Here is a 7,707-nt window from a genome sequence, read left to right on the forward strand (position 1 = left end):
ATCCAAGGCCGGCGTGCGCATGCCCATCAGGGCCAGCCAGTAGGTACCGTCGGAGGCGCGGTTGATGTTGTCGGGATAGCCGGGCAAGCCCTCGATGACGCGCTCGACTTGGCCCTTCTTCGGGCCATCGAAATAATAGCGGCTGATGCGGCAGGCCCAGCTTTCGGCGAACAGCACCGACTGGCCGTCGAAGGCCGTGCAGATGCCGTTGGGGAAGACGAGGTTCGACAGCAGTGTGCGTGTCGAACCGGATTTGGGATCATGGACGATGATGCGTCCGTTGCCGCGGCTTTCCAGCGCGTCGGCATACCAGTCATGCATTTCGAAGCGCACTGTCGCTTCCGAGAAGACGATACGGCCGTCCGGCAGGATGTCGCAGTCGTCGGCGAGCTTCATGGTCGAGTCGTCGACCACCGAGGTCAGTGAGCGGTTGGTTTCGGCGGTCAGCAGCTTTACGTCGCCGGCCGGCGAGACCTGATAGAGGCCCATGCCGGCGACGCAGATGACGAGGTTGTCGTCGCGGTCGAAAGCCATGCCGAGCGGCGAGCCGCCAATATGTGCGAACACTTCGCTATCGGTGTAATGGGGCGGCTGGAAGCGCAGGATCTCGCCCTGGCGGCTGCCGGTGTAGAGACGGTCCTGCCGGTCGAAGATCACATCCTCCGCGCCATCGAGAACGCCGAGGCCGATGACGCCGACGTCCTTCAACCGGTCATTCACCGCCATTGGCGCGCCGGGCGCGGTCGAGATCGCCTGCGGCATCTTGGCGAAGGTTGGCGAGATGTAGACGCTGCGCAGGATCTTGTGGCGGTTCTTCACCCAGCGAACGTCGAGAAGCACCGACAAAAGCAGCACGATGCCGAGGATCAGGAAATTGACCGGGCCGGGCACGGCCAGCGCAAGCAGACTGTTCGACAGGACAAGCACGAAGACGGTGCCCATCAGCGCCTTGGCGACCGAGCCGCGCCCGCCGCCTAGCGAGATGCCGCCGAGCACGGTCGCGGTCAACACCTGCAGTTCGAGACCGGTGCCGATGTCGGAAGCGGCACTGCCGATGCGGGCCGAGAAGAAGAAGCCGGAGAGCGCCACCAGTACCGAGCACAAGACATAGGCGCTGAACAAGATGAAGCGCACATTGATGCCGGCATTGTAGGCAGAGCGGCGCGCGCCGCCGACCGCGAACAGCCGCCAGCCATAGCGGGCGCGCGACAGCACGAGATGGATGATCAGCGCGATGACGACGAAGACCACAAAGGACGTCGGCACGCCCCAGATCGTACCGAAACCAAGAAAATCATAGGCTGGCGAGTCCGGACCGCTGGTGACGATCCGGGTCGAGACCTGGGGAAAGACGATGTCGAAGGTCGAGCGGTAGATGATGAGCGTCACCAGCGTGGTGAGAAACGCCCGCATGCGCAGGAAGCCAACCAGGAAGCCGTTGATGGCGCCGCAGACGACGCCGAGGCCCAGGCACGCCAGAAGGCCGGTACCAAAGCTCCACTGCTCGACATTCATCCCATAGAGCGTGACCAGCACGGCGAGCGCGAAGGTCGACCCGACAGACAGATCGATGCCGCCTGACACCATGACGATGGTCATGCCGAGCACCACAAGGCCAAGCTCGGCGGTCTGACCGCTGAGATTGGTCAGCGTCGCCAGATCGAAGAAGCCCGGCACGATCGAGCCGAAGATCGCGCACAAAATGACCAGCGCCATGAAGGGGATGACGCTGTCGATCCACTTCTTGGTCAGGATCTCCCCGACCACGTGGTCGGGGAGCAGGCGGTAGCGCCAGCGCACAAGGCTTTCAGCCATGCTCATCAAGGAAGTCCGTTACTTGAGCTCGTCCAGCTTCCAGCAATTCCTGCCGGTCGCATTGGCCTTGTCGACGCGGGTGATCGGGCCGAAGAAGATGGTCTTCTCGCTACCCGCCTGCCGGCCGGGCTGCTGCAGCAGCTCGGAAATCTGTTGTGCTGCGATCTCGGCCTGGATCGGGGCATTAAAGTTGAAGATCACGTCGAGCAGCCCGTTCTTGATGCTCTCGCAGCCCGTGGCGCTGCCCGCGCCATTGGTGACGATCGTCACCTGGTCCTGCTTGCCGGCGGCCACGACGGCGGCACCGGCGCCGACCTCGGCATTATCCCAGATGCCCATGATGCCGCACAGGTCCGGATGCTGCTGGAGGACCGTCTCGGTGATCTGGCGGGCCTTTTCGCTCATGTAATCGGCCGGCTGGTCGGAGACGAGCTGCAGCTCGGGATTGGCCTTCAGCACCTCGTCGATGCCGGTGCGCATGTAGATGTTGGCGGCACCCGTCTGGACGCCGGCGAGCCAGACCACCTTGTGCGAGACGGCATTGGGCCCGGTGCAGTGCTTGGCCAGTTCGCCCATTTCGAGACGGCCCATTTCGATCCAGTCGTTGCCGACATAACTGTCCGTCTGGGTGGCCGACTGCATGTTGACTTGCAGCACCTTGATGCCGGCCGCCTGCGCCTGTTTCAACAGGCGTGCGTAGGTCTGGACGTCGGGGTTCTGCACGATGATCAGGTCCGGCTTCTCGGCGATGGCGCCCTGCATGGCGCGAATGCCGGCATTGGTGTCGCCGGAGGGATCGCGCACTTCGAGGCTGAAGCCGTAGCGTGCCGCGTGACGTTGCCACACCACCACCCATGCCTGGTTGAGGTCCATGCCCTGCGAGATTGGCACGAAGATGACCTTCTTGCCCTTGAGCGCCTCGAGATAGGTGGAGCGGCCGACCTGATCGGTTTCCTGCGCCGTGGCGATTTTCGCCGCGCCCAGCAGCGCGAGCGCTGTCATGCCCGCGAGCAGGCAGTTCTTGAACAACTTCATGGTATCCTCCCAGATTTATGTCTCGGTTCTTGTTCAGATGTCGCCGCTTTGCGAGGTCTGCTCGTCGCGCGGATTGATGATGGCGTCGATCGCCAGCGCGCCCAGCAGGATCACGCTCTTGATCAGGTTCTGGCTGGTGTAGCTGAAGTTCAGGATCGTCATGCCGTTGGTCAGGATGCCGACCAGGATGGTGCCGACGATGACGTTGCGTACGCCGCCCTGGCCACCGGAGAGGCCGATGCCGCCCAGCACGACGACCAGCAGCACGTCGTAGATCAGGCTGGAATTGTAGAGGCGCGTGTCGATGCCGGTGACCAGCCCCAGCATGATGATGCCGGCGATATAGGCAATGAGGGCGCTGATGACATATTGCGTCACGATGATCGGGCGCGTCGGCAGCCCGGTCGTGCGGGCCGCGTTCGGGTTGTCGCCAGTAGCATAGACCAGCCGGCCGAAGCGGGTCTTCCTCAGGAAAAAGCCCATGAGCGCGGCCACCGCCGCGAAGATGATCACCGACATCGGGATGCCGAGGATGGTTCCGTTGCCGACGAATTTCAGCCAGCCGATATCGGAGGGGGCATAGAGCACGTCGGACGCAAAGACGATGCGGCCAGAGCCGTAGACCGAGGACGCGATGGCAAGGGTGGCGAAGATCGGCGGAATTTCGGCCACCGCCACCATGACGCCGGTGAACAGGCCGATGGCCGCGACCAGGATGGCCCCGAAGACGACGGCCAGCGTGAAGTCGACGCCCCAGGTGGAGATCCAAATGCTGAACGCGACGCCGACGACCATCACCGCCACCATGGTCAGGTCGATGCCGCGCCCAACGACGATGAGCCCCATGCCGACGGCCAGCGTGCCGAGGATCGAGACATTCTTGAGAATGGCAAGGATGTTGCCCTGGCTCAGGAAATTGTTGAGCGTCGCCGAGAACACCAGGAAGAGGACGGCCGAGATCGCGCCGACGACGAGTTCCTGGGACATTTTGATGCCCAAGCGCGCGGTGTCGGATTTGCCCGAACCAGCCAAGTCAGTTCCTCCCTCGCTGCCGGTTTGAACCAGCGGCGTGCCAAAGCGGCCTTGCCCCAGGGGCTTTGCCGCGACGACGTTCCTCCACAGCCCTAAGCCGGCTGCTTGCGTGAAGACCATCGCGGCTCAGGGCGGCAGGGGCAATTTCGATTTTCTGATGCGCTGTGCAGTTCGTCAGTGTGGAAAAAGAGGATGAGGAATCGTCGGTTGTGTGCTCTGCCGGATTTCACCTGTCGCAAAGCTCAGCCCGATGCCGGCAGCGTGCCGCGATCCCCGTGACGGTACTTTCCTGAGTGACGGGAGCGTCAAGTAAGGCACAAGCGGGCCCTGCTCTCCCTGGGTTTCCGTCCTAGAGGCCGTTTCCATCGATCATCGCCATCAGGCAATCGCCAGCTTGCGTGCCGCTGATGCCCAGATCACGCACGCTGTTCATGTGGTTTCGGTCATTCAGGCGGAGATCGCTGACAGGGTGCCCCTGCGCGCGCAAGCGCTTTCCGAAGTCGGCGGCCTGCTGGTGAAAAGGTGACGTTTCCTGATCTCCGACGAGAATGGTCGCTGCCGTCTCCGGGTCATGCCACCGCGTCATTGGGGTGAAAGCAGCTGCCTCCTCATCGGTGATGCCGATTAACGGCTGGAGGAAGGAGGTCTGAAGGGGCTTGAGGTCGTAAAGGCCGCCTAGCAGCAGCGCCGCACGTATGCGCGACGGCATGGGCGCCTTTTCGAACAGGAATGTGGCCAGGTGCGCACCCGCCGAATGACCACTTACGCTTAGCCGGGCAGGGTCGCCGCCATGGGCGGCTATATTGTCCAGCACCCATTGTTTGGCACGCCGGATCTGGTCGACGATTGCCGCCATCCTGAATTCGGGCATCAGCGCATAGTCGACGATGACCGCGACCGCCCCAGCTTTGGTGACTGTGTTCGCTACATAAGAATAGTCGCTCCTGGAGAACATGCGCCAGTAGCCACCATGGATGAAGATGTGCACGGGAAGATCCCTGCGCACACCGGGCGGAAAGAACAGGTCCAGCCTTTCGGCCTCGCCCTCGCCATAGGCGATACCCGCCGACATCGGCAGGGTCGCCCGGGTTTCGGCGCTGCGAGTCACTATGTCGGTCACGATATCATCAAAATCGGCCACATGGTCGCGCGTGCGGAAAGGGTCCTTTGACATGACTGCCGGTTCAGAAGGTGACGGCAATATATTTAGCCTCCATGAACTCGGCGATGCCGTGGTGCTGGCCGCCTTCGCGGCCAAGGCCGCTCTGCTTGACGCCTCCGAATGGTGCGGCCGGATCCGACATCAGTCCCCGGTTGAGGCCGATCATGCCGGCCTCGATCCCCGACGCCACCCGCATGCCGCGCCCAACATCGCGTGTGTATATATAAGCGGCCAGGCCATATTCCGTGTTGTTAGCATGGGCGATGGCCTGGGCCTCGGTGTCGAAGCGTGTGATAGGTGCCACCGGGCCGAAAATCTCCTCGTGCGCCATCTCCGCATCCGGCGGCACCTCGGACAGCACTGTTGGCGGATAGAAGAATCCTTCTTCCTCCGAAATCGCCCCGCCGCAAAGCACCTTGGCTCCCCGGCCCACCGCGTCCTTGACCAGGCGATCGATCTTGTCGACAGCCTTTCTGGTGATCATCGGCCCGCACTCGGTGTCGGCATTCGGGCCCGCCCCCACCTTAAGTGCCGCCATGCGCTTGCGGAGCCCGTCGGCAAAAGCATCATAGATTCCCGATTGCACATAGAGGCGATTGGCGGCGGTGCAGGCTTCGCCGGCGTTGCGCATCTTGGCGATCATCGCGCCATCGAGGGCGGCGTCGAGATCGGCATCGTCGAAGACGACAAACGGGGCATTGCCGCCGAGTTCCATAGAACACGAAATGACATGCTTTGAAGCCTCGCCGAGCAAGGTTCGGCCGACACCCGTCGACCCCGTGAAGGACAGCTTCCTGACCCGCGGATCGGCAAGCATGGCCGAAGTCAGCGGCCCGGGACTGGTCGTGGTCAGCACGTTGACGACGCCGGCAGGCACGCCGGCTTCGCTGTAGAGTGCCGCCAGCGCATAGGCCGTCAGTGGTGTTTCGCTGGCCGGCTTTAGGACGACAGTGCAGCCTGCCGCCAGCGCCGGCGCGATCTTGCGGGTCGCCATCGCGGCCGGAAAATTCCACGGTGTGATCAGCACGCAAATTCCGATCGGCTCATAATCGACCACGATCCGGTTGGTGCCGGATGGCGCGGTGCCGAATTCACCGGTGATCCGGACCGCCTCTTCGGCATTCCAGCGGAAGAACTCGGCGGCATAAGCCACTTCGCCGCGCGCGTCGCGCAGCGCCTTGCCGTTCTCCAGCGAGATCAGCATGGCGAGCGTTTCGGAGCGTTCGACCATCAGTTCGAAACAGCGCCTGAGGATTTCCGAGCGTTTGCGCGGCGCAGTTTCCCGCCATCTCCTAGCTGCTTTGGCCGCCGCCTCGACGGCGGCGGTGGCGTCCTCGACCGTCGCATCGGGAACCGCCGCGATCACCGCCCCGGAGGAGGGATCGACGACATCGATGAGCCGACCGTCGGAGGACGACCGCCAAGTGCCGTCGATGTAGAGTCCGTGCGAAAAACCGCGCACGTCATAGCCATCCTGGTCGAGTTGCTGAGCGTTCAAATTCATCGCTTTGTTCCGTTTCTCACATAACGCAGGCGGCGAGGTCGCCGTCATGGGCGGCCTGGACGAGGCGTCGCATCGTGCCGAGATCGAACGCACGCGGATTGTTCTTGATCAGGCGGTCAATGCCGAGCGCTTGCTCTGCGGTCCACTCAAGCTTATCGGCAGGGAGGCCCAGATCCGCCAATGTTGGCGTAATACCGATCGCCGCGAACAATCGCCTGATCTCCTCGATCGTGGCGGCTGCCATCTCGTCGGCGGTTCGCGCCTTGGCCTCCAAGCCAAGTGCCGCGCCGATCTCTGCCATCTCGTGAGCGGCGACGCGGCTGTTATAGGTCATCACGTAAGGCATCATTGTGGCCACGCCCAAACCATGGGCGGTGTGGGTGAGGGCGCCTGCCGGGTATTGCACGGCATGCGCCGCCGCCGTGCCGGCGGTGCCGAACGCGCAGCCCGCCGCCAGAGCGCCCATCATGACATCGGCACGCGCGTCGGCATCCGTGCCGTCGCTGCAGGCTTTCTCCAGACTCCGGCCAAGCAGCTTTATCGCGAGCAACGCGAAATGGTCTGTCAGCGCCGTCTTGCCGATGAAGACATGCTGTTGCGGGAGATTGGGGTCTTCACCGCGCCGCATGGCGGTGAAGGCCTCAATCGCATGGGTCAAAGCGTCGGCGCCGGCGATCGCGGTCAGGCCAGGCGGACAGGTCATTGTCAGCTCGGGATCGCACAGAGCGACCGCGGCGATAAGGTGAGGGCTCGATATGCCGACCTTGAGCGTCCGGTCCGGGTCGGAAATCACCGCGACCGGCGTCACCTCGGAGCCGGTGCCGGCCGTGGTGGGTACGGCGATCAGCGGCAGTGTCTGACCCGGCACCTTGAACTCCCCGTAATAGTCCTGGAGCTTGCCGCCATGGCTGAGCAGCAGGGTGGCGCATTTGGCGAAATCGAGACAGCTGCCGCCGCCGATGCCGATCACCATATCCGGCCCGAACCCCTTCGCTTCCTCGACGCAGACGCCGACCGTATCGCGTGGCACGTCGGGCAGAACACGATCATGCACCAGGACCTCGATCGAGGCTGACTGAAGGGACTTGATGATGTCGGCGAATACCGTTGTGCCCGCGAAACGCTCGTCGGTGCAGACCAGCGCGCGTCGGCCGAACCG

The 7,707-nt window shown here is 63.2% G+C and carries 6 protein-coding genes; all 6 read right to left on the reverse strand.

Features of this window, described 5'->3' with window-relative positions:
- A partial coding sequence (locus tag EN925_RS14645; protein ID WP_128336643.1) for an SMP-30/gluconolactonase/LRE family protein occupies positions 1–1,821 on the reverse strand: 1,821 nt, incomplete at its 3' end.
- 12 nt (positions 1,822–1,833) lie between these two features.
- The gene (locus EN925_RS14650) at positions 1,834–2,850 is read right to left on the reverse strand and encodes a sugar ABC transporter substrate-binding protein (RefSeq protein WP_064994996.1); all 1,017 of its coding nucleotides are present in this window, start codon (positions 2,848–2,850) and stop codon (positions 1,834–1,836) included.
- 33 nt (positions 2,851–2,883) lie between these two features.
- A complete protein-coding gene (locus EN925_RS14655; protein WP_032809776.1) occupies positions 2,884–3,837 on the reverse strand; it encodes an ABC transporter permease in 954 nt (317 codons plus the stop codon).
- A gap of 394 nt (positions 3,838–4,231) precedes the next feature.
- The gene (locus EN925_RS14660) at positions 4,232–5,056 is read right to left on the reverse strand and encodes an alpha/beta hydrolase (RefSeq protein ID WP_164753424.1); all 825 of its coding nucleotides are present in this window, start codon (positions 5,054–5,056) and stop codon (positions 4,232–4,234) included.
- A gap of 10 nt (positions 5,057–5,066) precedes the next feature.
- Positions 5,067–6,548, reverse strand: a complete 1,482-nt coding sequence (locus EN925_RS14665; protein ID WP_027163976.1) for an NAD-dependent succinate-semialdehyde dehydrogenase — start codon at positions 6,546–6,548, stop codon at positions 5,067–5,069.
- 16 nt (positions 6,549–6,564) lie between these two features.
- Positions 6,565–7,707, reverse strand: a 1,143-nt coding sequence (locus EN925_RS14670) for an iron-containing alcohol dehydrogenase (RefSeq protein ID WP_164894216.1), incomplete at its 5' end; no start/stop codon positions are given.

The organism is Mesorhizobium sp. M7A.F.Ca.US.006.04.2.1 (genome assembly GCF_004022915.1).
In the GTDB taxonomy this organism is placed as follows: Bacteria; Pseudomonadota; Alphaproteobacteria; order Rhizobiales; family Rhizobiaceae; genus Mesorhizobium; species Mesorhizobium ciceri.